The sequence below is a fragment of the Streptomyces sp. NPDC015242 genome (assembly GCF_043079125.1).
Classification (GTDB): Bacteria; Actinomycetota; Actinomycetes; order Streptomycetales; family Streptomycetaceae; genus Streptomyces.
Map to the genome: position 1 here is coordinate 315,855 of NZ_JBIBUF010000009.1, position 24,213 is coordinate 340,067.

General features: G+C 72.3%; 22 protein-coding genes. 9 read left to right on the plus strand and 13 right to left on the minus strand.

All coding sequences use genetic code 11. From position 1 onward, the window contains the following. The first annotated feature begins 56 nt into the window (after positions 1 to 56). From ACF07N_RS29495 to ACF07N_RS29510, 4 genes are all read left to right on the plus strand, one after another. A complete protein-coding gene (locus ACF07N_RS29495) occupies positions 57 to 848 on the plus strand; it encodes a rhamnogalacturonan acetylesterase (RefSeq protein ID WP_392118591.1) in 792 nt (263 codons plus the stop codon). A 33-nt stretch (positions 849 to 881) separates the two neighbouring features. Next, positions 882 to 2,192: a polysaccharide lyase family 1 protein gene (locus tag ACF07N_RS29500; RefSeq protein WP_392118594.1), complete on the plus strand. Its 1,311-nt coding sequence runs from the start codon at positions 882 to 884 to the stop codon at positions 2,190 to 2,192. Positions 2,193 to 2,271: 79 nt separating this feature from the next. Continuing rightward, positions 2,272 to 3,399, plus strand: coding sequence for a pectinesterase family protein (locus tag ACF07N_RS29505; RefSeq protein ID WP_392118597.1), 1,128 nt, complete (start codon positions 2,272 to 2,274; stop codon positions 3,397 to 3,399). Further along, positions 3,396 to 4,478, plus strand: a complete 1,083-nt coding sequence (locus ACF07N_RS29510) for a dienelactone hydrolase family protein (RefSeq protein WP_392118798.1) — start codon at positions 3,396 to 3,398, stop codon at positions 4,476 to 4,478. The genes ACF07N_RS29505 and ACF07N_RS29510 overlap by 4 nt, the downstream gene beginning before the upstream one ends. A gap of 3 nt (positions 4,479 to 4,481) precedes the next feature. Here the strand turns inward: ACF07N_RS29510 and ACF07N_RS29515 are convergent, their stop codons facing one another. From ACF07N_RS29515 to ACF07N_RS29530, 4 genes are all read right to left on the minus strand, one after another. Next, positions 4,482 to 6,698, minus strand: coding sequence for a family 43 glycosylhydrolase (locus tag ACF07N_RS29515; protein WP_392118600.1), 2,217 nt, complete (start codon positions 6,696 to 6,698; stop codon positions 4,482 to 4,484). Between the two features lie 340 nt (positions 6,699 to 7,038). Further along, entirely contained in the window at positions 7,039 to 7,872 is an 834-nt protein-coding gene (locus tag ACF07N_RS29520) for a pectate lyase (RefSeq protein ID WP_392118603.1), read from the minus strand. 86 nt (positions 7,873 to 7,958) lie between these two features. Beyond that, the gene (locus tag ACF07N_RS29525) at positions 7,959 to 8,804 is read right to left on the minus strand and encodes a hypothetical protein (protein ID WP_392118606.1); all 846 of its coding nucleotides are present in this window, start codon (positions 8,802 to 8,804) and stop codon (positions 7,959 to 7,961) included. Further along, positions 8,801 to 9,400: a SigE family RNA polymerase sigma factor gene (locus ACF07N_RS29530; RefSeq protein WP_392118609.1), complete on the minus strand. Its 600-nt coding sequence runs from the start codon at positions 9,398 to 9,400 to the stop codon at positions 8,801 to 8,803. The genes ACF07N_RS29525 and ACF07N_RS29530 overlap by 4 nt, the downstream gene beginning before the upstream one ends. A gap of 271 nt (positions 9,401 to 9,671) precedes the next feature. On the opposite strand from ACF07N_RS29530, the gene ACF07N_RS29535 reads away from it, so the two are divergent. After that, positions 9,672 to 11,129: an NCS2 family permease gene (locus tag ACF07N_RS29535; RefSeq protein ID WP_392118611.1), complete on the plus strand. Its 1,458-nt coding sequence runs from the start codon at positions 9,672 to 9,674 to the stop codon at positions 11,127 to 11,129. Between the two features lie 72 nt (positions 11,130 to 11,201). On the opposite strand, the gene ACF07N_RS29540 is transcribed toward ACF07N_RS29535, so the two are convergent. From ACF07N_RS29540 to ACF07N_RS29565, 6 genes are all read right to left on the minus strand, one after another. Further along, on the minus strand, positions 11,202 to 12,653 hold the full coding sequence (locus ACF07N_RS29540) for a peptidoglycan D,D-transpeptidase FtsI family protein (RefSeq protein ID WP_392118614.1): 1,452 nt from the start codon (positions 12,651 to 12,653) through the stop codon (positions 11,202 to 11,204). A gap of 75 nt (positions 12,654 to 12,728) precedes the next feature. Further along, positions 12,729 to 13,391, minus strand: a complete 663-nt coding sequence (locus tag ACF07N_RS29545; RefSeq protein WP_392118617.1) for a response regulator — start codon at positions 13,389 to 13,391, stop codon at positions 12,729 to 12,731. Next, complete coding sequence (locus ACF07N_RS29550; RefSeq protein ID WP_392118620.1) at positions 13,388 to 14,647, minus strand: sensor histidine kinase; 1,260 nt, start codon at positions 14,645 to 14,647, stop codon at positions 13,388 to 13,390. Before ACF07N_RS29550 ends, ACF07N_RS29545 begins: the two co-directional genes overlap by 4 nt. Further along, a complete protein-coding gene (locus ACF07N_RS29555) occupies positions 14,644 to 15,651 on the minus strand; it encodes a hypothetical protein (protein ID WP_392118623.1) in 1,008 nt (335 codons plus the stop codon). The genes ACF07N_RS29550 and ACF07N_RS29555 overlap by 4 nt, the downstream gene beginning before the upstream one ends. Before the next feature lie 80 nt (positions 15,652 to 15,731). After that, positions 15,732 to 16,235: a GNAT family N-acetyltransferase gene (locus ACF07N_RS29560; RefSeq protein WP_392118626.1), complete on the minus strand. Its 504-nt coding sequence runs from the start codon at positions 16,233 to 16,235 to the stop codon at positions 15,732 to 15,734. Between the two features lie 3 nt (positions 16,236 to 16,238). Beyond that, positions 16,239 to 17,012, minus strand: a complete 774-nt coding sequence (locus tag ACF07N_RS29565) for an IclR family transcriptional regulator (RefSeq protein ID WP_234849529.1) — start codon at positions 17,010 to 17,012, stop codon at positions 16,239 to 16,241. A gap of 132 nt (positions 17,013 to 17,144) precedes the next feature. On the opposite strand from ACF07N_RS29565, the gene ACF07N_RS29570 reads away from it, so the two are divergent. The 4 genes from ACF07N_RS29570 to ACF07N_RS29585 all read left to right on the plus strand — a co-directional run bounded on the left by ACF07N_RS29570 (position 17,145) and on the right by ACF07N_RS29585 (position 21,459). Further along, positions 17,145 to 18,674 (plus strand): aldehyde dehydrogenase (NADP(+)), encoded by a 1,530-nt coding sequence (locus ACF07N_RS29570; protein WP_392118629.1) that lies wholly within the window; start codon positions 17,145 to 17,147, stop codon positions 18,672 to 18,674. A gap of 100 nt (positions 18,675 to 18,774) precedes the next feature. Beyond that, complete coding sequence (locus ACF07N_RS29575; RefSeq protein WP_392118631.1) at positions 18,775 to 19,383, plus strand: DUF1349 domain-containing protein; 609 nt, start codon at positions 18,775 to 18,777, stop codon at positions 19,381 to 19,383. A gap of 183 nt (positions 19,384 to 19,566) precedes the next feature. After that, positions 19,567 to 20,310 (plus strand): DsbA family oxidoreductase, encoded by a 744-nt coding sequence (locus ACF07N_RS29580; protein WP_392118634.1) that lies wholly within the window; start codon positions 19,567 to 19,569, stop codon positions 20,308 to 20,310. Positions 20,311 to 20,406: 96 nt separating this feature from the next. Continuing rightward, positions 20,407 to 21,459 carry an aminotransferase class V-fold PLP-dependent enzyme gene (locus tag ACF07N_RS29585; RefSeq protein WP_392118637.1) on the plus strand — a complete coding sequence of 351 codons (1,053 nt, stop codon included), beginning with the start codon at positions 20,407 to 20,409 and terminating at the stop codon, positions 21,457 to 21,459. A 70-nt stretch (positions 21,460 to 21,529) separates the two neighbouring features. Here the strand turns inward: ACF07N_RS29585 and thpD are convergent, their stop codons facing one another. The 3 genes from thpD to ectB are packed head-to-tail and all read right to left on the minus strand — an operon-like array spanning position 21,530 to position 24,170. Continuing rightward, positions 21,530 to 22,444: an ectoine hydroxylase gene (gene thpD, locus ACF07N_RS29590; RefSeq protein ID WP_392118640.1), complete on the minus strand. Its 915-nt coding sequence runs from the start codon at positions 22,442 to 22,444 to the stop codon at positions 21,530 to 21,532. A 7-nt stretch (positions 22,445 to 22,451) separates the two neighbouring features. After that, the gene (locus tag ACF07N_RS29595; RefSeq protein ID WP_311683795.1) at positions 22,452 to 22,850 is read right to left on the minus strand and encodes an ectoine synthase; all 399 of its coding nucleotides are present in this window, start codon (positions 22,848 to 22,850) and stop codon (positions 22,452 to 22,454) included. A gap of 48 nt (positions 22,851 to 22,898) precedes the next feature. Then, positions 22,899 to 24,170, minus strand: a complete 1,272-nt coding sequence (gene ectB, locus ACF07N_RS29600) for a diaminobutyrate--2-oxoglutarate transaminase (RefSeq protein ID WP_383332004.1) — start codon at positions 24,168 to 24,170, stop codon at positions 22,899 to 22,901. Positions 24,171 to 24,213 lie beyond the last annotated feature (43 nt).

Genomic DNA, 24,213 nt, shown 5'->3' on the forward strand with positions numbered 1-24,213 from the left:
GCAGTTCCCCGCGCCCCTCAAGGCGTGGACCTCACCCTCTTCGAAAGGAACTCTGCGTGTCTTTGAGTCGTAGACGAGTGGCTGCCGCCGGAATGGCCGCTGTTCCTCTCGCGCTGGGGTTCGGCGGTAGCGCCCAGGCGCGTGGCCGCCGCACCCTGCACATCGCCGGCGACTCCACCGCCGCGCAGAAATACGCCGACGCCGCGCCCGAGACCGGGTGGGGAACGGCATTGCCGTTCTTCCTCCGCAAGGACCTGGTGGTCGCCAACCACGCCGTGAACGGGCGGAGTTCGAAGAGCTTCGCCGACGAGGGGCGGCTCGATGCCGTGCTCGCCGCGACACGGCCCGGGGATCTGCTGTTCATCCAGTTCGGGCACAACGACCAGAAGACGGCGGATCCCGCCCGCTACACCGAGCCCTGGTCGACGTATCAGGAGTACCTGCGGCTGTATGTCGACGGCGCCCGGGCCCATGGGGTGCGGCCGGTGCTCGCCACGTCCGTGGAGCGGCGCAGGTTCGACGCGGACGGCAAGGCCCTGCCGACGCACGGGGAGTACCCGGCGGCCGTGCGGGCCCTCGCCGCCGAGGAGGGAGTCGCGCTCCTCGACCTCCAGGCGCTGTCGCTCGCGCTGTGGCAGGAGCTGGGGCCCGAGGAGACGAAGACGTACTTCAACTGGACCGCCACCGAGCAGGACAACACGCACTTCAACCCGCCGGGAGCGATCGCCGTGGCGCGGCTCGTGGCGCGCGAGGCGCTGCGCCGGCGGGTGCTCGGGCCGCGGGACGTGCGGCGGCTGGACGAACCGGTCCCGGAGTCCTGGATCGGCTGGCCCGAGGCCGCCGCGTGACACCCCCGACGACGAAGGAAAGAGAGCCGCACGATGAACGTTCGTAAATGTCATGATCATGTCAGTACGAGAGTGGTGGTGCTGGCCGGCTGCACCGCGCTCGTCCTCGCCCTGACCGGCACCGGCGCACAGGCCGGGCCCCGGGACGCGGCACGCCAGACCCTGGGGGCCGGCGACGGCTGGGGCTCGTACGGCACCGGCACCACGGGTGGGGCCGCCGCCGACGCCGCGCGGATCCACACCGTCACCACCTGGGAGGAGTTCCGGGCCGCCCTGGCGGACGGCGGGACGGCGCCCCGGATCATCAAGGTCAAGGGGATGATCGACGCCGTCTCCAAGGGCTGCGACGCCTTCGCCGCCGACGGGTACGACCTGGGGAAGTACCTCGCCGCCTACGACCCCGCCGTCTGGGGCCACGACAAGCCGGTCAGCGGCGAGCAGGAGGACCTGCGGGCCGCGTCCGCGGCCGCTCAGGACAAGGCCATCAAGGCGAACGTGCCCGCCAACACCACGATCATCGGCGTCGGCAGGGGCGCGGGCATCCTCGGCGGCAGCCTGCAGATCAAGGGCGTCGACAACGTCATCGTCCGCAACCTCACCGTCGAGGCGCCGGTCGACTGCTTCCCGCAGTGGGACCCCACCGACGACAACGGCACCGGCGCCTGGAACTCCGAGTACGACGGCGTCGTCGTGCACGGCTCCACCCACGTGTGGATCGACCACAACACGCTCACCGACGGCCGCCACCCGGACAGCTCCCTGCCGTCGTACTTCGGCAAGACCTACCAGCAGCACGACGGGCTGCTCGACGTCGTGCGCGGCTCGAACCACGTGACGGTGTCCTGGAACTCGTTCCGGGACCACGACAAGACCATGCTGATCGGCAACAGCGACAGCGCCACCGCCGACGACGCGGGCAAGCTGAAGGTCACGCTCCACCACAACCGCTTCGAGGGCATCGTCGAGCGGGCGCCCCGGGTGCGGTTCGGGCAGGTCGACTCGTACAACAACCACTTCGTGGTCACCAAGGACCAGAAGTGGGGCTACGTCTACGGCATCGGCAAGGAGTCCCGGCTGGTCGCCGAGCACAACGCGTTCACGCTGGCCAAGGGCCTGAGCCCGGCGAAGATCCTCAAGAAGTGGAGCGAGGCGCCGGTCACCGCGAACGGCAACGTCGTCAACGGCAGGGCCGTCGACCTGATCGCCGTGCACAACGCGGAGATCCCCGGCGAGACCCTCCAGCCGGGCGCCGGCTGGACACCGGCGCTGCGGACCCGCGTCGATCCCGCGAAGGCCGTGCCCGGCATCGTCGACGCCCGGGCGGGCGCCGGACGCGTCTGCTGAACCGGCTCGTCCGAACCGGCCGGGGCGGGCCCGCCTGCCCGCCCCGGCCCTTTCCACCCGCACGCGAAGGAGCAACCGCATGCGCGCGCAGCCCCACCGTTCCGTCTCCCGCCGGGGGTTCCTCGCCGCGGGCGCCGCGGCCGCCACCGCCCTCGGCCTCACCGCCGGGCCCGCGCGGGCCACCACCCGCCCGCGCCCCTTCGGCCGGTACGGCTCACCCGCCGCCCGCCTGAACCCCACGACCCTGTACGTCCACCCCGGCGGCGCCGGTGACGTCACCACCGTCCGGGACGCGGTGGCCGCCGCGGACGGCGGCGGCCACACCCTCGTCATCGCCCCGGGCGTCTACCGGCAGACGGTCTCCGTCGACCCGGCCCGCACGGACATGACCTGGATCGGGGCGAGCGAGGACCCCCGGGACGTGGTCGTCGTGTACGACAACGCGGCCGGCACGCCCAGGCCCGGCGGCGGCACCCACGGCACCTCCGGCTCCGCCACCGTCACCGTGCAGGCCGACGGGTTCACCGCCCGCTGGATCACCTTCGCCAACGACTGGCTGCGCGCCGACCATCCCGGTGTCACCGGCACGCAGGCCGTCGCCCTCAAGGTCCAGGGCGACCGGTCCGCCTTCCACCACTGCCGCTTCCTCGGCCACCAGGACACCCTGTACGCCGACTCCCTGGCCCTGGGCACCTTCGCCCGCCAGTACTTCGCCCACTGCTACGCCGAGGGCGACGTCGACTTCGTCTTCGGGCGCGCCACGGCCGTGTTCGAGCGGTGCCGCTTCCGCACCCTGGCGCGGACCGACCTGGCCGGGCCCCCGTACGGGTACGTGTTCGCGCCCTCGACCGCCGGCGCCAACCCGCGCGGCTTCCTGGTCACCCGCGGTCGCGTCAGCAGCGAGGCGCCCGACGGCTTCTACAAGCTGGCCCGGCCCTGGGTGCCCAGTTCCGACCTCACCGCCCGGCCGATGCTCACCGTCCGGGACAGCTGGCTCGGCCCCGGCATCGACGCGGTCGCGCCGTACGCCGACATGCGCGAGGCCCACCCCTGGCAGAGCATGCGGTTCGCCGAGTACCGCAACACCGGGCCGGGGGCCGAGGTGACCGTCCCCGGGAACCGGCCCCAGCTGACGGACGAGCAGGCCCGGTCGGCGACCCGCGCCGCCCACCTCGGCGGCTGGGAGCCGTGGAAGGAGGGTTGCTGAGCGGGGCCCGGGCGGCGGTCGTGGACGGCCCGCTGCCCGGCTTCCACCCCGCGCTGAAGCAGGCCCTGACCTTCCCGCTCGCCTGGGGCCGGTCCCCGGTCCGCGACCCGCGTGCCTGGCGGCGGGCCGCCCGGGCCACGGTGGAGGAGCACCTGCTCGTCGAGCGGCAGGACGGGGTGCCGTTCGCGCCGGAGTCCACCGGCCGGGTGCCGGGCGACGGCTACGACCGCGAGCTGGTGACCGTGTCCCTGACCCGCTGGGCACGCGTGCGCGGCGCCCTGCTCACCCCGCACGGCCGCGGCCCCTTCCCGGCCGTGCTGCTCCTGCACGACCACGGTTCCCGGTTCGACATCGGCAAGGAGAAGCTGGTCAGGCCCTGGTACGACGCCACCCGCCTCGCCTCCGCCTCGGCCTGGGCCGGCCGGCACTTCGGCGGCCGGTTCCCCGGCGACGAACTGGCCCGGCGGGGCCATGTCGTGCTGTGCCTGGACGCCCTCGGCTGGGGCGACCGCGGCCCCCTCGCGTACGAGCAGCAGCAGGCTCTCGCGGCCAACCTGTTCCAGCTCGGCTCCTCGCTCGCCGGGCTCATGGCCCGGGAGGACGAGCGGGCCGCCGCCTTCCTGGCCGGACTGGACCGGGTCGACGCCTCGCGGGTCGCGGCCGTCGGGTTCTCCATGGGCGCCTACCGCGCCTGGCAGGCCGCGGCCCTCAGCGACCACGTGGCGGCCGCCGCGAGCGTCTGCTGGATGACCGGGCTGAAGGAGATGATGGTGCCCGGCAACAACACGCTGCGCGGGCAGTCGGCGTACTGCATGCTCCACCCTGGGCTCGCCCGGCACCTCGACATACCGGACGTGGCGAGCATCGCCGCCCCGAAGCCGATGCTGTTCCTCCACGGCGGCCGGGACACCCTGTTCCCGGCCGAGGGCGTACGGGCCGCCCACCGCAAGCTGCGCGCCGTCTGGCGGGCGCACGACGCCGAGGAGCGGATACGGACGAAGACGTGGCCGGAGCTCGGCCACGTCTTCACCCGCGAGATGCAGGACGAGGTCTTCCGCTGGCTCGACGACGTCCTGTGAGAGTCACCGCCGGACCGGTTCGACGCCCTCCAGCGTCGGCACCACGGGCTCGATGCCGCCGTCGGCCGCGAACCTCAGGCGGTCCACGGTCGTCTCGCGGTGCGTGCCGTCGCCCCCCGGCCGTCCGGGGCCGTCGAGGGCGAAACGGTGGTAGACGACGTACCAGTCGTCGGTGCCGGGGGCGTTCACCACCGAGTGGTGGCCGGTGCCGAGGATGCCGTACTCGGGCCGCTTCTGCAGGATCGTGCCGCGCTTGCTCCACGGGCCCAGCGGGGACGGCCCGGTCGCGTACGCCACGTGGTAGTTCTCGCTGCGCGTGTCGTCCTCCGACCACATGAAGTAGTACGTGCCCTTCCGCTTGATCACGAAGGAGCCCTCGCGGAAGCCGTCCGGGGTGATGTCCCGCACCTTCGACGCGTCGAAGGACACCATGTCGTCGTGGAGCGGCACGACGTAGCCGCGGCCGTTGCCCCAGTACAGGTAGGCCCGGCCGTCGTCGTCCGTGAAGACCGACGGGTCGATCATCTGACCCGGCAACGCCCCGCCCTTGGCGACCAGCGGCTTGCCGAGCGCGTCCCGGAAGGGGCCGGCGGGCGAGTCGGCCACCGCCACGCCGATCTGCTGCTCGGCGCAGAAGTAGAAGTAGTACCTGCCGTCGCGCTCGGCGATCGCGGGCGCCCAGGCGTACCGGTCGGCCCAGGTCACGTCAGGTCCGAGATCGAGGATGACGCCGTGGTCCTTCCAGTGCACCAGGTCCTTCGACGAGTACGCCTTGAACTGCGTGCCGCTCCAGCCCTGGAAGCCGTCGGTCGTGGGGTAGATCCAGTAACGGCCGTTCAGGTAGTGCACGTCCGGGTCGGCGTTCAGTCCCGGCAGGACCGGGCTGCGGGTGCGGACGGCCTCGACGGTCCAGGTGCGCTTCGTGCCGTCCGCGGCCGTCACCGTGTACGTCCGGGGCGTGCGGAAGTCGCGGCGGGTGCCGGACCGGGGGCTGAGCGTGGCGCCCTCACCCACCCACAGCTCCGGGGCGAGGCGCCGCAGGTCGGCGTCCGGCTCCATCGGCAGCACCACCTTCGAGGCGCTGTCCGTGACGAGCGCGTAGCCCTTCTGCCGCTTCGCCGTCGCGTCCACCACCGAGGTGGGGGTCGACGGGTAGGCGGCCAGCAGGCGGTCGTACTCCTCCTGCGTCACCGGCAGGACCGTGCCGTGCCGGGGGCTCGACGGGAGCCGGTAGTCCGCCGAAGGGGTCCACCTGCCGGAGGCGAGGTCGGTGGTCTCGAAGGGGACGTACCCACGGCCGCCGTACTCGTCGATGAACAGGTACCACTTCTCCTCGGTGTTCGACTTGAACACCGTCGGGCCCTCACCGCGGTCCATCGCGCCCTTGCCGATGCAGTCGGCCACGAAGTCGTACGCCGTCGACGTCAGGGAGGTGGACTTCTCGCCGGTGACGAACTTCGAGCAGGGACCGGAGGAGCCGGGGTCCCGCTCGTCCTTGGTGTAGCGGTAGTACGTGTCCCGGTCCTTCACGACCGTGGAGTCGATGACCGAGTAGCCCGGGTCGTTCCAGACCTTCGGCTCGCTGAAGGTGCGGAAGTCCTTCGTCGTCGCGTACAGCATCTTGTTGTACGTGTCGCCCTTGTGCTCCGGGTCGTCGTCGGCGTACAGCTTCGACGCCCAGAAGACGACGTAGGAGCCCAGCTCGTCGTCCCAGTAGGCCTCCGGGGCCCAGGTGTTGCCCGCGTTTCCGGGGGAGACCCGCACCAGGCGCTGGTCGGTCCAGTGGCCCAGGTCGGTGGACTCCCACACCATGATCGACTTGCTGCCGTGCCGCTGGACCTGGTCCCAGCTGCCGCTGGAGTTCCGGTACATCCGCAGGTCGGTGGCGATCAGGAAGAACTTGTCACCCTCGGGGGAGCGGATGACGAACGGGTCGCGCAGGCCCTTCTCGCCGGTGGTCGACGTCAGGACCGGCTTGCCCGCGTTCAGCTCGCGCCAGTGCAGCGGGTCGTTGCCGCGGCTGAGGGCGTAGCGGATCTGCTCGCCGTCGGCGGTGCCCTCCCCCGTGAAGTAGGCGAAGAGGTATCCGGCGTACCGGGGTTGCTGCACGTGCGGGGCTCCGGGATCTGCGGCGCCGGGCGGGGCCGTGAGGAGGGTCAGCAGGAGGGCGGCCAGGGCGAGGAAGGGGAGCAGGAGCGTGCGGGCGATGCGGGGGCGCATGACACTTCCTGTCGGAGTCTGGGGGATTCTGTTGGATGGCGGCCCTCGGAGTGTCACCGCAGGGGGTCAGCGCGTCAACGGGTGCGCGGGAGGCCGGTGATTCGGAAACTTTCGAAACGCCGCAGGCCGGCGCGCACACGGCGACGCCCCCGCCGGGTGCGAACCGGCGGGGGCGTCCCGCGCACCGGCCGAGGGGGGCTCGGCCGGTGCCGTCCGGCCGTCCGGAGGGGGGCTCCGGAGGGCCGTGGTGCCGCGACGTCCGGCTGGGGGGCCGGACATCCGGCGTCCGGCCGGCCCAAGGGGGGACGAGGGCCGGACCGGGGTCACCCGGGGGCGAGTCCTACTGGTAGCTGATGTCCGAGGCCGTGAACTTGCACGTCTTCCCGTCCGGTCCGGCCGGCTTCAGCTCCTTGGGCTCCTTGCCCGTGTTGTTGCCCTCGAAGCGGACACAGGTCTTGATCTTCTTCTTGGCGTCGCCGTGGATGCGGATCCTCGACAGCGTGGCCGTGTCGCCGTAGTTGGCGTTCACGCCGACGATCGAGTTCATCGGCGCGGTCACGTCGATGTCGTCCAGCACGACCGTGCGCTTGTACTGCGTCTTGCAGTTGCCGCAGGAGCGGACCAGCTTGCCGGCGTTCTGCACCTGGAAGCCCGAGACGGTCAGCGTGCCGGCGCCGTTGAACTGCAGCACCTTGTCGTCGGCGTTCTTCGCGCCGCCGCCGATCACCTTGTACACGGCCGAGGACGACTTGCCCTTGAAGCTGGCCGCGTCCTCGCCGACGTCCAGCCACCACACGTTCTGCAGCGTGCAACTGCCCTTGCAGTGCACGCCGTCGGCCGCCGGGGTGCCGATGATGACGTTCTTCAGCACCGCGCCGTCGGCCAGTTCGAAGAGGGGGTCCTGGCCCTCGTCCTGGCTGTCGCCGCCGAGCGCGCCGGAGCCGTAGAACATCTTCATCCCGCCGTCGCGGACCCCGGACACCGCGATGGTCTTCGACACGGGCGTCTTGCCCTTGTCCGCGGGCCAGGAGGACGCGGCGCCCGCCGTCGACAGCATCGACGTCGTGAGGACCGCCGCTCCGGTGAGGCCCAGGGCCGAGACCCCGGCGATCACCGCCCGCCGCCCGGTGACCCGGCGGCGATGGCGGACGCGCTGTTCTGCTGGTGCAGTCATGTACCGATTCCTCAAGTGGGTGGTGACTCTTGCGCGAAGTGGTCGCCACCGGTGCGGGAAAGGGTTGCCGCGTCTTCCGGGTTTTTTCACGAGTCGCCGTCGCCGTCGTCCACGGCGGCGAAACCACCGCCGACCGACAGCTGCCGGGAACCGGTCGCGGCCGTCGCCGTGTAGCGGTCCGCGCCCGCGTCCCTGCCCCCGCGGGCGTGGTCGTACTGCCCCGCGAACACCCACTCGCCCGCCGGGACCGTACGGCCCTCCTTCAGCGTCCAGGTGTAGACGAGGAAGCCGTCCTCCTCGGCCACCGTGAGCGTGAAGTCGGCCTCGGGCAGGGAGCGCCAGGCGCCCGCCTCGGAGACCCCGCCGGTCTGCGCGACGCGCAACCGCACGGTCAGCTCGGTCAGTCGCTCCCGGTTCTTCAGGGTGACGTTGCTCTGGGCCCAGAAGTCGTTGCTGTGCGGGTCGACCGAACCGTCCGACCACAGCGGCCCGTCCTCGGTGGCGGCGGGCGCCCGCTGCGGGGCGGAGGCGCTCGGCGTGCGCGAGGGCGGCGGGCTGCTCGGCTCCCGCTCCCCGCGCGTGGCGCTCGGCGCCGGGTCCACCGGCGGCGCGGGAGCCCGGCTCGTCACCTCCGGCGACGGTGCGGGCGTGGGGGACGTCGCCACCTCACGCTGCGGCGGGGCGGGCTCCTCCCGCACCGCGGACGCGACCGCGTATCCGCCCACCGCCAGCATGCCCGCCACCGCGGCCGTCGCTCCCGCCACCCGCAACCAGCCCACCGGCGGACGCGCCGCCCGGCGGCCGGGGACGGCCGGACCCGCCATCCCGCGCTCCACCCGGGCCAGGATCCGCTCCCGGTCCGGCTCGTGCCGCCCGGCCGCCTCGTGCAGCCGGGCGCGCAGCTCCTCGTGCACGTCCCGCCGCATCGTCATCGGTCCCTTCCTCCGCCCTCACCGGCGCGCACGCCGTCCACGGCGGGCGAGCGGCGGGGAGCGCCCAGCGCGGCGTGCATCCGCTGCGGCGTCCCCCGCGTGCCCAGCAACCGCTGGAGTTCGGCCATCCCCTTCGAGGTCTGGCTCTTCACCGTACCCACCGAGACCCCGAGGGCCAGCGCGGTGTCCTTCTCCGAGAGGTCGAAGGCGTGCCGCAGCACCACACAGGCCCGTTTGCGGAACGGCAGCCGGCGCAGGGCCTCCTGGACGTCGACCACGCCCGCGACGTCCGGGTTCTCGGTCTTCTCCTCGCGCTGCGACCAGAACAGCGCGATCCGCCGCCGCTCGCGCACCGCGCTGCGGATACGGGTGCGGGCCAGGTTGGCCACCACCCCGCGCGCGTACGCCGCCGGATGGTCGGCCGCGCGCACCCGGTCCCAGCGGTGCCACAACGCCAGCAGGGCGTCCGCCGCCAGGTCGTCGGCGGTGTCCGGCTCGCCCGTCAGCAGGTGGGCCAGCCGGGACAGTTCGGCGTAGTGGCGCTCGAAGAAGGCGTGGAACTCCACGGAGGCGGCGTCGTCGACGACTGTGCCCACGGGCGACCTCTCCTCGCAGCGGCGCGGGCACTCCCGGACGGGGGCGCCCTGTGAGTGTCATGTAGATGACATGTGATCATCCGGAGCTGATCCGGACGAGATCCGGAAGCGTAGCAGCGATCTCGGAATGGTTCGTACGGGGCTTCGAACAGCGTATGGCGGGCCGGACCTTGCATTCCGTAACACGGAGAAAACCTGAACCGGGTTCGACGAGGGCACAATCCGGCCAGCATCCGCACACCGATCACCCCGGCACCGAGGAGCACGCACGATGTCCGAACCGCAGCAGGTCACCGACCGGCCGGCCGCCGGCCCGCCCCCGGCAAGCAGCCTCGACCGGTTCTTCCGGATATCCGAGCGGGGCTCCACCCTCGGCCGGGAGATACGCGGCGGCTTCGCCACCTTCTTCACGATGGCCTACATCCTCGTCCTGAACCCCATCATCCTGGGCAGCGCCAAGGACCAGTCAGGGCAGCAGCTGGACGCCGTGCAACTCACCACCGTCACCGCCCTGGTGGCCGCGGTCATGACGATCATCATGGGCGTCGCCGGCAACCTCCCCCTCGCGCTCGCCGCCGGACTCGGCCTCAACGCCGTGGTCGCCTTCCAGATCGCCCCGCTGATGAGCTGGGACGACGCGATGGGCCTGATCGTCCTCGAAGGACTGCTGATCTGCGTGCTGGTGGTGACCGGGCTGCGCGAGGCCGTCATGCACGCCATCCCGCAGCCGCTCAAGCAGGCGATCAGCGTCGGCATCGGCCTGTTCATCGCCTTCATCGGCTTCGTCGACGCCGGGTTCGTCAGCCGCATCCCGGACGCCGCCAACACCACCGTGCCCGTGCAACTGGGCGGCACCGGCACGCTCGCCGGCTGGCCGATGCTCGTCTTCTGCCTCGGCGTGCTGCTGACGGTCGGCCTGCTCGCCCGCAAGGTCAAGGGCGCCATCCTGATCAGCATCGTCACCATGACGGCCGTGGCGATGGTCATCGACTCCGTCGCCGACGTCAGGACCTGGGGCCTGACCACACCGTCGTGGCCCGACCGGATCGTCGACACCCCCGACTTCGGGCTCGTCGGCGACTTCGACCTGTTCGGCGCCTTCAGCGCCCCCGGCGTCGGCGTGGTCACCGTGGTCCTGCTGGTCTTCACGCTGATCCTGTCCGACTTCTTCGACACCATGGGCACGGTCGTCGGCGTCAGCGCCGAGGCCGGACTGCTGGACGAGGACGGCAAGGTCCCGAACCTCGGCCGGGTGCTGCTCATCGACGGCGCCGCGGCCGTCGCGGGCGGAGCCGCCTCCGCCTCCTCGGCGACCTCCTACATCGAGTCCGCCGCCGGCGTCGGCGAGGGCGCGCGCACCGGCTTCTCCAACCTGGTCACCGGCGGCCTGTTCGGGCTGGCGCTGTTCCTGACCCCGCTGCTCACCATCGTCCCGCTCCAGGCCGCCGCCCCCGCCCTGGTCGCCGTCGGCTTCCTGATGATGACCCAGGTCAAGCACATCGACTGGGACCGCTACGACATCGCGATCCCCGCGTTCCTCACCATCGCCGTGATGCCGTTCACCTATTCCATCACCAACGGCATCGGCGCCGGCTTCCTCGCCTACGTCGTCATCAAGGCCGTCCTCGGCAAGGCCAAGGAGGTGCACTGGCTGCTGTGGGGGACCTCGGCGCTGTTCCTCGTGTACTTCGCCATCGATCCGATCGAGCAGCTCCTGGGCGCGAAGTGAGGACGACGGGCCGCCCCCGGGGGGAAGGGGGCGGCCCGTCGCTGGTACAGACGGATCCGGCGCCGCCGGGGTTCAGTCCTTCAGGGCCGCTTCCATCATCGCCTTCGCGACCGGCGCCGCGAGCCCGTTGCCGCTGACCTCCGAACGGGCCGCGTCCGACTGCTCCACGACCACCGCCACGGCGACCTCCTTGCCGCCGGACTTCGCCCAGGAGGTGAACCAGGCGTACGGCACCTGGCTGTTGTTCTCGCCGTGCTGGGCCGTGCCCGTCTTGCCGCCCACGGTCGCGCCCTGGATCCGCGCGTTGGTGCCCGTGCCCTGCTCCACCACCGTCCGCATCGCCGACTGCAGCTGTTCGGCGGTCGACGGGGAGAGGATCTCCTTCGTGCCCGCCTCGTCGTCGTAGTCCCGCAGCACGTCACCGCCGCTGTCGGTGATCCGCGCGACCATGTGCGGCGAGACCAGCTTGCCTCCGTCGGCTATCGCCGCGGACACCATCGCCATCTGCAGGGGAGTGGCGGTGACGTCGAACTGGCCGATGCCGGTCAGGGCCGTCTCCGACGGGTACATGCCGGAGGGGTACACGCTCGTGTAGGCCCGGACCGGCACGTCCTGCTCGTCGTCGTTGAAGCCGAACCTCTCGGCCATCGCCCTGACCTTGTCCTCGCCGAGCTGCACGGCCATCTTCGCGAAGACGTTGTTGCACGAGTACTCCAGCGCCGTACGGATCGTGGCGTTCGTGCAGGGCGCGTTCGGGTTCTCGTTGGTCAGCTGCCGGGCGGTGCCCGGCAGCGTGTACGGGTCCGGGCTGTCGGTCCGCTCGTCGACCGACGAGTACAGCCCGTCCTCCAGCGCCGCCGCGGCCACGACCAGCTTGAACGTCGAACCGGGCGGCAGCGGCTGCCGCAGCGCGCGGTTGGTCAGCGGCTTGTCCGGGTCCGCGGTCAGCTTCTTCCAGGCCGCTCCCGCCGTGTTCGCGTCGGTGAGCGACGAGGGGTCGTACGACGGCGTCGACACGACCGCCAGGATCCTCCCGGTCTCCGGGTCGACGGCGACGGCCCCGCCCTTCTTGTCGCCGAGCGCCTGGTAGGCCGCCTTCTGCACGTCCGGGTCGATCGTCGTCACCACGCTGCCGGGGTCGGCTCGCCGGCCGGTGACGGTGTCCATCACCGACTTCAGCCGGCTGTCCGTGCCGTTGAGCAGGTCGGTGTAGATGCCCTCCAGCTGGGTCGGCGCGTAGGCCTGCGACGCGTAGCCCGTCACCGCCGCGTACAGCTCGCCGTCCGTGTACGTGCGCTTGTACCGGAGGTCGCCCGTCCGCGTCGGCGCCGAGCCGGTGACCGACCGGCCGCCCACGATGATGTTCCCCAGTGGCGCCGAGTACGTCTCGATCGCGTTGCGCCGGTTGTTCTTGTCGTCTGCCAGCGCCCGGCCCTCGTAGAACTGCACCCAGGTCGCCCTGACCAGCAGGGCCAACACCAGCAGCAGCGTGAAGACCGAGGCGCGCCTGATCGTCTTGTTCATACCGAACTGAAGGACGAGCCGAGCGGGGCGGATCGTTCCCGTCCGTCCGGATTCACCTCCGCCCGCCCCGTTTTCTCATCCGCCGTTCAGGAAGCCCGCCTCGTACGCCGCGATCACCGCCTGCGTGCGGTCCCGGGCGCCCGTCTTGGCCAGGACCGCCGCGACGTGCGACTTCACCGTGGCCGGGCCGACCCCCATCCGGCGCGCGATCTCCGCGTTGGTCAGCCCCCGCGCCATGTGCCGCAGCACCTCCCCCTCGCGCGTGGTGAGCCTCGCCACCCACGCGGGCGGGGCCGGGCGCGCCCGGGCGTGCTCGGTGGCGAGGGCGCGCACCGCCGCCGGGAAGAGCAGGCTGTCGCTGCGCGCCACCAGCCGGACCGCCTGCACGAGCGCGTCGGCGTCGGCCCGCTTCAGCAGGAACCCGGCGGCTCCCGCGCGCAGCGCGTCGTACACGTAGGAGTCGTTCTCGAACGTCGTCACGACGACGATCCGGGGTGGCTCGGCCAGGGTCGCCAGGATCTGCTCCGTGGCGCGGATGCCGTCGATGCCCGGCATCCGGACGTCCATGAGGACGACGTCCGGGCGCAGTTCCCGGACGACCGAGACGGCCTCGGCGCCGGTGGCCGCCTCACCCGCCACCTCCAGGTCGGGCTCGGCGGAGAGGATGGCGCGCAGCGCGGTGCGGACCATGCGCTCGTCGTCGGCCAGGACGACACGGATCGGGGCGGGGCGGGTCATCGGGATCCCTTCGACGGCAGGCGTACGTGCAGACGGAAGATCTCCCCGGCCGGTCCGGTGGTTCCCGCCGTCATCGTGCCGCCCAGCAGCCTGGCCCGGTCCGCGATGCCCCGCAGGCCGTGGCCGCCGCCGGGGCGGGACGCCACCGGCCCGGTCACCGGGTTCTCCACGGTGATCGTCAGCTCCCCGTCCGCCATCTCGATCCGCACGTCCACGGCGACCCCTTCCCCGGCGTGCCTGAGGGCGTTGCTCAGCCCCTCCTGCACGATGCGGTAGGCCTCGCGGGACACGAGCGGGGACAGGGTCCCGGGGTCGGCGGCGACCGTGGCGGTCACCCGCTGCCCGCCCGCCCGGGTCCGGGCCAGCAGACCGTCCAGGTCGGCGGCGAGGGTGGGTGCCGGGGCCGTGCCGGGTCCGTCGCCCTCGCGCAACACCCCCAGCACGGCGTCGAGTTCGGCCACCGTCCGCCGTGTCGTGTCCTCGATCGCGGCGAGGGCCTCGCGCACGAACTCCGGGTCGGAGTCGAGGACCCGGCGGGCCGCGCCCGCCTGCAGGGTGACCGCGCTCAGGGCGTGCCCGACGGAGTCGTGCAGCTCCCGGGCCAGCCGGTTGCGCACGGCGAGGTCGGCGGCCCGCGCCTCGGCGGCGGCGAGCCGGTCCTCGGGCGTGGGGCCGAGCAGCCGCGGCGCCCAGCGGGCCAGCAGCGCACCGCAGCCGGCCGCGCAGCCCGCCAGGGCGACGAGGGAGGCCACGCCCGCCACCGGGGCGAGCGCGAGCGCCCAGCTCTGGTCGAGGACCCCGGGCAGCCCGAGCCGGGTGCCGCGCAGCCCCGCGAAGACCGGCAGCGCGATCAGCACGGCGGCGAACGGCGGCAGGGCCAGCGACATGCCCGCGACGATCCCGCCGAGGCCCAGGTGCAGCGTGTACCAGCCGGCCGTGCGCGCCTTCTCGCCGCGGGTGCGGGCCGGACCGGTCGCGAGCCGGTCCGCGCCGACCCCGCACAGCCAGCGCACGGCGGCGGCCTCCAGCGGCCGGGTCAGCGGGAACAATGAGGTGAGTGCGGCGATCGGCAGTCCCACGCCGAACGAGGCGAGCTGGAGCGGGAAGGACCCGAAGACGTTCCGCGAACCGGTGGCGGGACCGATGATCACCTCGCCGACCAGGACGTACGGCATGGCGAGCGCGCCGCCCAGGATCAGGTGCACCCAGCGCAGCCGCGCCCGGCGGCCGAACAGCAGCCGGACGGCACGCCTCACGCCGTCCGCCGCGCGGCTGTGGCCGCACGTTCCGCGCAGAAGCGGGCGCCGAGGGCGGCGACGAGGAAGCCGGCGAGCATCTGCCCAGCGTAGGCGAGGCTCATCAGCGGTGTGGGACGGTCCGCGATGTCCGTCACTCCGCCGAGGGAGGCGAGCGAGAGCCAGCCGCCCCAGCAGGCCACGGCCCCGGAACCGACCCAGGCGAGACCGAGCGGCACCGGTACGGGCAGCGCCCGGCCCCATCGGAAGGCCAGTGACAGCCCGCCGGCGACGGCCGCCAGCAGGAAGCACACGAAGACGGCCTCCAGGACGTGGAAGTCGGCGGTGCGCCCGGCGGCCCTGGACGCGCCCAGTCCGGCGGTGCCGCCGCAGGCCCACAGCAGATGCAGGCCGAGGGGCGGCAGCGCGGCGACGGCGGCGGCGACGGCGAGCGCGCGACGGGCCGGCCCGAGGACACCGGCGGGCAGCTCACCGACACGGCCGCGCCACACGTGGCCCCAGCGGTCCCGGGCGTGGAGCGCGAACAGCCCGCCCAGGGCCAGGCCCTGGAGGATGAACCCCGCGTACACGACGACGAACACCCACTCGTGCAGGAAGGCCTCCCGCCCCTCCGGCCGCGCACCGCCGGCCCCGAGTGCCCGCACGACCAGCTGCGCGGGGAAGCCCGCCATGATCGGCGCGAGCAGCCCGGTGGCGACCCACACGGGGAAGGCCAGCAGCCACGCGGGCACCCGGAGGCCCCACGGCCGGGTCAGCACCAGCGCCAGCACGATCACCGCACTGTCCAGCAGCACGGACACGCCGTTGATCACAGCCATGGCGAGGCGGTCGTCGAGCAGTGCGCTGCCCTCCGGGATGCCGACGTGGCTGCCGGCGATCCAGGCGGCCTTGAGCCCGAGGTAGGGAACGCAGGACAGGACGGCGACGGCACGCAGGAACCGCCGGGGGCGGCTGGGGCGGACGGCGCCGCGGGGAGCGGCGGGAGGAGCGATCGACTGCGTCATGCGCCCAGGCTCCCGCGGCGCGACGAGGAGCCGCCTCCTGCGCGCAGACGATCCGGCTCCGCCGGACGGGGGAGACGGCCTCAGCCCTCCGGGACCGGAGGCGTCCCGTCGGGCCGGCCCTCCAGGAGCAGCACCGTCTCGGCGATCTCGGCGCCCCGGGCGTGCGCGTAGCCGCTGGCCGTGGCCACCGCGCGGAACCCGCACTTCTCCAGCACCCGCAGCGACGCCGCGTTGTCCGAAGCGGCCCTGGCGTACAGGGGACGCTCGGGCACCTCCGCCAGCAGGGCCCGCAGAGCGGCCGTGGCGAGGCCCTTGCCCCAGTACGCGCGGTCGATCCAGTACGTCACCTCGCGCTCGCCCGGCGCGCCGTACACGGCCGCGCTGCCGACCACGTCACCGTCGGCCAGCACGGTGCGGACCACGTCGGACGAGGCGCGGATCCGGGTCCAGTGGGCGTCGAAGGCGGCCCGGTCGGACGGATCCGCCGGAGTGAAGGCGGCCCGGTGGAGCGCCTCGGGGTCGTTCATCTGCCGGAAGAAGACCGGCAGATCGCTGTCGTGGACCGCGCGCAGCTCGACGTTCATGCCTCAGAGCCTACGGGTGGCCAGGGTCAGCCGGTCCCGGGCGTCGAACAGGGCGTCCTTCACCAGCTGTTCGTGCGCGGGCGTCAGCCGGGCCACCGGCACCGAGCAGCTGATGGCGTCCCGCGCCGGGGTGCGGTACGGGATCGCCACGCCGAAGCAGCGCAGCCCCAGCGTGTTCTCCTCGCGGTCCACGGCGAAGCCCTGCTCGCGCACCTGGTGCAGCTCCTCGATGAGCTTCTCCCGGTCCGTGATCGTGTGCTCGGTCAGCGCGGGCAGCGTCTCCGGGAGCATCTTGCGGACCTGCTCGTCGGAGTAGGTGCTCAGCAGCGCCTTGCCGAGGGACGTGGAGTGCGCGGGCAGCCGGCGGCCGACGCGGGTGAAGGGCCGCAGGTAGTGCTGCGACTGGCGGGTGGCGAGGTAGACGACGTTGGTGCCGTCGAGACGGGCGAGGTGGATCGTCTCCGTGGTGTCGTCCGAGAGCCGGTCCAGGGTCGGCCGGGCCGCCGCGACGACCTCGTCGCCGTCGATGTACGAGGTGCCCACCAGCAGGGCGCGCACGCCGATGCCGTAGCGCGTGCCCGTCGCGTCCGTCTCCACCCAGCCCAGTTCGACGAGCGTGCGCAGCAGCATGTAGAGGCTGGACTTGGGGTAGCCGACGGCCTCCTGGACCGCCGCGAGCGAGTGCATACCGGGACGCCCGGCGAAGTATTCGAGCAGTTCAACCGTGCGTACCGCGGACTTGACCTGCGCCCCGCCGCCCGTCTCGCCAGCCGACATCGCCCTTGACCCCTTCGTTCGACGGGAAATAGTCTCCACAGCATATTCATCATGGGAGACAGCGTTCAGTATATCGAACGCCCCTGGTGGATGACCCAGTACTGCGGCAATACATGTGTGGAGGGACCCGCGGTGGCAGCAGCACCAGTCTGGAGTGTCGACCCCCGAACCGGGAAGCAGCGCGAGCAGGTTGCGGTGGAGGCCACAGCCCAGGAGGTCGACGCCGCCGTCCGCGCCGCGCACGAGGCCCGCGGCTCGCTCGCGGACCGCACCGTCCGCGCGGCCTTCCTGCGCAGCGCCGCCGAGGAGCTGGAGGCGGCCAAGGACGGACTCGTCGAGACCGCCGACGCCGAGACCGCCCTCGGCCCGGTCCGGCTGACCGGCGAGCTCGCCCGCACCTGCTACCAGCTGCGGGCCTTCGCGGACATCGTCGACGAGGGTGCCTTCCTCGACGTCGTCATCAACCACCCCGACGACACCGCCACCCCGCCGATCCCGGACCTGCGCCGCTACAAGGTGCCCCTCGGTGTGGTCGCCGTCTACTCGGCCTCCAACTTCCCCTTCGCCTTCTCCGTCGCCGGCGGTGACACGGCGAGCGCCCTCGCGGCCGGCTGCCCCGTCGTCGTCAAGGCCCACCCGGACCACCCGGGCCTGTCCGAGTACGTCGCCAAGGTGCTGCGCCGCGCCGCCGCCCGGCACGGCATCCCCGAGGGCGTCGTGGGCCTGGTCCACGGCTTCGAGGCCGGTGTGGAGCTGATCAAGCACCCGCTGGTCGCGGCGGCCGGCTTCACCGGCTCCGTGCGTGGTGGCCGGGCCCTCTTCGACGCGGCGGCCGCCCGCCCCGTGCCGATCCCCTTCCACGGCGAGCTGGGCTCGCTGAACCCGGTCGTCGTCACCGAGGCCGCCGCCGCCGAGCGGGCCGAGGCGATCGGCTCCGGCCTCGCCGGTTCGATGACGCTGGGCGTCGGCCAGTTCTGCGTCAAGCCGGGCCTGGTCCTCGCGCCGTCCGGCGCCGCCGGTGACGCCCTGCTCAAGTCGCTGACCGACGCCGTCAGCGACACCGACGCCGGGGTCCTGCTCGACCACCGCATGCGGGACAACTTCGTCGCCGGTGTCGCCGAGCGCGCCGGGCTGCCCGACGTCGAGTCCCCGGTCACGCCCGGGGCGGGCGGCGAGCACACCGTCAGCGCGGGCTTCCTCACCGTGCCCGCGAGCAGGCTGGCGCAGGAGGGCGAGCACGACCTGCTCCTGGAGGAGTGCTTCGGGCCGGTCACCGTGGTGGCCCGCTACGAGGACGAGGACGAGGTCAAGGCCGTCCTGTCGCGGCTGCCGGGCAACCTCACGGCGACGGTGCAGCTGTCCGAGGAGGAGGCCGCGGGGCAGGGCCGCGGCGCGGAGCTGCTGCAGGAGCTGACCCCGCTGGCCGGGCGCGTGCTGGTGAACGGGTGGCCGACGGGTGTCGCCGTCGCCCCGGCGCAGCACCACGGCGGGCCGTACCCGGCGACGACGTCGACGTCCACGTCGGTGGGCGGGACGGCGATCGAGCGGTGGCTGCGGCCGGTCGTCTACCAGAACGCGCCCGAGGCGCTGCTGCCGGCCGAGCTGCGGGACGACAACCCGCTGGGGCTGCCGCGGCGGTTCAACGGGCGGCTGGAGCGCTGAGCGTCGCAGGGGTGCGGGGGGCTCGCGGGCTGCCGGTGCGTCGTGGCTTGCCGCGCCGTTCCCCGTGCCCCTGATGGGCGCGTCTGGAAGAGTGGGCCGAATGGATCTCGAACTTCCCGAACTGCCGTTCCCGCTGCGCTCCTACGGGCCCGAGGCCCACTGGACCTATGAGGACGGCGTGCTCACCGGGTGGGCCGGGGCGCGGCAGGACCGGTTCGTGCCGCCCACCGGGGAAGGGCTGGACCCCGCCTCCGACGCGCCGCGGCTGCTGGGGGCGCCCGAAGGGGACTTCCAGCTGATCGCCAAGGTCACGGTCGGGTTCGGCGCGGCCTTCGACGCCGGGGTGCTCTACGTCCACGTGGGCGAGCGGGCCTGGGCCAAGCTCTGCCTGGAGTACTCCCCGGACGTCCCCACCGTCTGCACGGTGGTCACCCGTGGCCACTCGGACGACGCCAACTCCTTAACGGTGGAGGGCAGTTCCGTCTGGCTGCGGGTGAGCCGCACCGGCCGTGCCTTCGCCTTCCACGCCTCCCACGACGGCGAGCGATGGACCTTCGTCCGGCTGTTCACCCTCGGCGACGAGAAGGAGACGGGCGCGGCGCTGGTCGGCTTCATGACCCAGTCGCCGATGGGGGAGGGCTGTGTCGTGACGTACGACCACCTCCGGTTCCTGCCGCACTGGCCGGACGATCTGCGGGACGGCAGCTGAGCGCGGACGGGGAACCGCCGCACGGCCCGGGCACGTCATGGGTTCCATGATCTGGCGCCGTGGCGGAACCCACGACCTGCTGACGCGGTTCGCCGTGCCCGGGGAATGAACCCGCCTGCTTGAACGTTCATGCACCCGGCGGAGGGAGTCTCCGCACCCCGAGAGCTGGAGAGAGCCGTAGTCATGCGCGTCGAGATCTGGAGCGACATCGCCTGCCCCTGGTGCTACGTGGGCAAGGCCCGCTTCGAGAAGGCGCTGCGGGAGTTCCCGCACCGCGACGACGTCGAGGTGGTGCACCGCTCCTTCGAGCTCGACCCCGGGCGCGCCAAGGACGACGTCCAGCCCGTGATCACCATGCTCACCAGGAAGTACGGCATGAGCCCCGCGCAGGCCGAGGCCGGTGAGGACAACCTGGGCGCCCAGGCCGCCGCCGAGGGACTCGACTACCGCACCCGCGGCCGCGACCACGGCAGCACCTTCGACATGCACCGCCTGCTGCACCTCGCCAAGGAGCACGGCCGCCAGGAGCAGCTGCTCGACCTGCTGTACCGCGCCAACTTCGCCGACGAGCGCTCCGTCTTCAACGACGACGAGCGGCTCGTGGAGCTCGCCGTCGCCGCCGGCCTGGCGGAGGAGCGCGCGCGAGCGGTGCTCGCCGACCCGCGCGCCTACGCCGACGAGGTCCGCGCCGACGAGCGGGAGGCCGCGCAGCTCGGCGCCAACGGGGTGCCGTTCTTCGTCCTCGACCGCACCTACGGCGTCTCCGGCGCCCAGCCCGCCGAGGTCTTCGCCCGCGCCCTGGCCCAGGCCTACGGCGAGCGGTCGCCCCTGCGGATCGTCGACGGCGCGGAGAACGGCGGCCCGGACGGCGGCACGGACGGCGCCGAGGCCTGCGGCCCGGACGGCTGCGCGGTGCCCCAGCGCTGATCCGCGCAGCTCAGCGCGCATGCATAAGCGTTGCTTGGCGACATCACGCAGAAATCGGCAATGGACGGGGAGATCCGCGGGACGCAGCATGGTCCCATGGAGACCTTCGAGAACCTCGTCCGCGCCGAGTTCGCCCCGAAGCACACCTACCTGAACACCGCGAGCAACGGGCTCCTGCCCGCCCGTGCCGTCACCGCCGTGCAGCAGGCGGTGCGGATGCGCGCCGAGGGCGTGCCGCTGGGTCCCCTGTACGAGGACGTGGAGGCCGCCCGCGCCTGCTTCGCCCGGCTCGCCGGCGTGCCCGCCGAGCGGGTCGCGGTCGGGGCCTCGGTCGCCGAGTACGGCGCCCTGATCGCCGCCTCGCTGCCCGCCGGGGCCGAAGTCCTCACCGCCGAGGGCGACTTCGCCTCCCTGGTGAACCCGTTCCACGAGCGCGGCGACCTCAAGGTGCGGGCCGCGCCGCTGGACCGGCTCGCCGAGTCGGTCCGGCCCGGCACCGCGCTGGTCGCGGTGAGCAGCGCCCAGTCCGCCGACGGCAGGATCGCGGACCTGCCGGCGGTGCGCGCCGCGGCCCGGGCCCACGGCGCCCGCACCTACGTCGACGTCTCCCAGTCCGCGGGCTGGCTGCCGATGGACGGCGACGCCGACGACTTCCTCGCGGCCGTCGGCTTCAAGTGGCTCCTCGGGCCGCACGGCGCCGTGTTCTTCGTCGTCCCGCCGGACTTCGGCGGGCTCACCCCGCTGCTCGCCGGTTGGGTCGCCGGCGAGGTCCCCTGGGACAGCTGCTACGGCCCGGTCCAGGAACACGCCCACTCCGCGCGGCGGTTCGACGTCAGCCCCTCCCTGTTCAGCCACGCCGGGCTGCGCGCCTCGCTGGAACTCGTCGAGGAGATCGGCGTCGACGTCGTGCACGCCCACGACGTCGGGCTCGCCGACCGCTTCCGGGCGGGGCTCGCCGAGCTGGGACACGAGCCGGTGCCCGCCCCGGGCTCGGCGATCGTGTCCGTGCCCGGGCTCGGCCACCGGCAGGACGAGCTGAGCCGGGCGGGCATCCAGGTGTCCGACCGGGCGGGCAACCTGCGGGCCGCGTTCCACCTCTACAACACGGCGGCGGACGTGGACCGGCTGCTCGACGCCCTGACGCCGTGACGGCATGAAAAACCGGGTGGGGCCTCCCGTCCCACACGAGGAGGCCCCACCCGGCAGCCCGGTCACCCGGTCACTTCACCGGCGTGAAGTCCCGCGCCCCGATGAACTCCGGCCGCCGCACCGGCGCCGCGAACGGTTCCACCGCCGTGTTCTCCACGCTGTTGAACACGATGAACACGTTGCTGCGCGGGAACGGCGTGATGTTGTCTCCGGAGCCGTGCATGCAGTTGCAGTCGAACCACGTCGCCGAACCGGCCTTGCCCGTGAACAGCTTGATGCCGTGCTCGGTGGCGAACCGGGTCAGCGCCTCGTCCGAGGGCGTGCCCGCGTCCTGCATCTGCAGCGACTTCTTGTAGTTGTCCTTCGGCGTCTCCCCGGCACAGCCCAGGAACGTCTTGTGCGACCCCGGCATGATCATGAGGCCGCCGTTGGTGTCGTAGTTCTCGGTCAGCGCGATCGAGACCGACACGGTACGCATCCGCGGCAGACCGTCCTCGGCGTGCCACGTCTCGAAGTCCGAGTGCCAGTAGAAGCCACTGGCGCCGAACCCCGGCTTGACGTTGATCCGCGACTGGTGGACGTACACGTCCGAGCCGAGGATCTGCCGCGCCCGTCCGACGACCCGCTCGTCGCGGACCAGCCGGGCGAACACCTCGCTGATCTTGTGCACCTCGAAGACCGAGCGGATCTCCTTGGACTTCGGCTCGACGATCGACCGCTCGTCGGCACGGATGTCCGGGTCGTTGACCAGCCGGTTCAGCTCGTCGCGGTAGACGGCGACCTCGTCGTCCGTGATGAGCTCCTCGATCGCCAGGAAGCCGTCCCGCTCGAAGGAGAGCAGGTCGGCGGGCACGATCGGCCCGGGTGCGTCGGGCGCGCCCCAGACGACCGGGTCCTGGCGCGGCGTGAGCACCTCGGAGGCACCGCGCGTGGGGTAGAGGTCGGGGATACCGGTGGTGGTGGTCGTGTCGGTCGTGGCGGTCATGGAAACGTCACACCTCCTCGGTGAGCAGCGGGTAGACGCCGTTCTCGTCGTGGTCCTCCCGTCCGGTCACGGGCGGGTTGAACACGCAGAGGCAGCGGAAGTCCTCCTTGACCCGCAGCGTGTGCCTCTCGTGCCCGTCCAGGAGGTACATGGTCCCGGGAGTGATGGTGTGCTTCTGCCCGGTCTCGTGGTCGGTCAGCTCGGCCTCGCCCTCGACGCAGACGACGGCCTCGATGTGGTTCGCGTACCACATCGACGTCTCCGTACCCGCGTACAGGATCGTCTCGTGCAGGGAGAAGCCGACCTTCTCCTTGGCGAGGACGATGCGTTTGCTCTCCCACGTGCCGGACGCCGCCTTCACGTGCCGGTCGGTACCTTCGATCTCCTTGAACGAACGGACAATCACGGTGCTGCGATGCCTCCTAGGTGGGTGGTGCCGGGTGGTGCCGCGTTATCAGGCGGTCTCGCGGACGGCGCGGGCCAGCATGCTGAGGCCCTCGTCCAGTTCCTCGGGCGTGATGGTGAGGGCCGGGAGCAGCTTGACGACCTCGCTCTCCGGGCCGGACGTCTCGATGAGCAGACCGAGTTCGAAGGCGCGCTTGGCGACCTTGCCCGCGCGGGCCTTGTCGTGGAACTCCATGCCCCACACCAGGCCGCGGCCCCGGTACTCCTTCACGTCGGCCAGGTTCTCCTCGGTGATCGAGATCAGCGCCTGCTCGACCTGCTCACCGCGCGTGCGGGTCTGCTTCTCCATCGCGGAGCCGTCGGCCCAGTACGTCTCCAGGGCCGCGGTCGCCGTGACGAAGGCGGGGTTGTTGCCGCGGAAGGTGCCGTTGTGCTCGCCGGGCTCCCAGATGTCGAGCTCCGGCTTGAACAGGCACAGCGACATGGGCAGGCCGTAGCCGCTGATGGACTTCGAGACGGTGACGATGTCCGGCGTGATGCCCGCCTCCTCGAAGGAGAAGAACGCGCCGGTCCGGCCGCAGCCCATCTGGATGTCGTCGACGATCAGCAGCATGTCCTGCCGCTCGCACAGGTCGGCCAGGGCGCGCAGCCACTCGGGCCGGGCCACGTTGATGCCGCCCTCGCCCTGCACGGTCTCGACGATCACGGCGGCCGGCTTGTTCAGGCCGGAGCCCTGGTCCTCCAGGAGCCGCTCGAACCACAGGAAGTCCGGGACCTGGCCGTCGAAGTAGTTGTCGAACGGCATCGGCGTGCCGTGCACCAGCGGGATGCCGGCGCCGGCCCGCTTGAAGGCGTTGCCGGTCACGGCCAGCGAGCCGAGCGACATGCCGTGGAAGGCGTTGGTGAACGACACGATCGCCTCGCGGCCCTTCACCTTCCGCGCCAGCTTCAGCGCGGACTCCACGGCGTTGGTGCCGGTCGGGCCCGGGAACATGACCTTGTACGGCAGGTCGCGCGGGCGCAGCAGCAGGTTCTGGAAGGTCTCCAGGAAGCGGCGCTTGGCGGTGGTCGACATGTCGAGCCCGTGCGTGACGCCGTCCCGCTCCAGGTAGTCGATCAGCGCGCGTTTCAGGACGGGGTTGTTGTGCCCGTAGTTCAGTGATCCCGCTCCGGCGAAGAAGTCGAGGTACTCGTGGCCGTCCTCGTCGTACATGCGGCTGCCCACCGCGCGGTCGAAGACGGTGGGCCAGCCGCGGCAGTAGCTGCGCACCTCGGACTCCAGGGTCTCGAAGACGCTCAGGTCGGGCTGGGTGATGGTCACGACGAATCGCTCCTCGGTGCGTGGGGGAAGTCTGCGAAGTCTG